The organism is Kitasatospora putterlickiae (assembly GCF_039527695.1).
Taxonomy (GTDB): Bacteria; Actinomycetota; Actinomycetes; order Streptomycetales; family Streptomycetaceae; genus Kitasatospora; species Kitasatospora putterlickiae.
Window position 1 is genome coordinate 2,239 of sequence record NZ_BAAAKJ010000429.1, and the last position, 340, is coordinate 2,578.

Consider the following 340-nt stretch of genomic DNA (forward strand, 5'->3'; position numbering starts at 1 on the left):
GTCCCCGCGGCGCCCGCCGGGGCGGCGGCGTCGTCCGGGCCGACGGTGGACAGCAACTGGCGGGCCAGCCCGAGCCCGGTGCCGCCCATCGCGAGCGCCTTGGCGAACAACTCGCCCATCCCGTCGGCCCCGTTGAGCAGCACCATGTGCTCGACGTTGCCGAAGGACTCGGCGGCGGCCCGCACGATCTGCGGCCACTGCTCGGCCAACTCCTGCGCCACCACCGCGTCCTGGTTCTCGGACAGGGCGGCGGCCCGCGCCTTGATGCCCTCGGCCCTGGCCAGCCCGATCGCCCGCGCCGCCGCGGCGTCGGCCAGACCGCGCGCCTCGGCCGCGGACG

General features: G+C 77.6%; 1 protein-coding gene. It reads right to left on the minus strand.

Annotation, left to right across the window (positions count from 1 at the left end; translation table 11 throughout):
* The coding region (locus ABD308_RS35445; RefSeq protein WP_344344153.1) for a flotillin domain-containing protein at positions 1-340 on the minus strand (340 nt) is incomplete at both ends.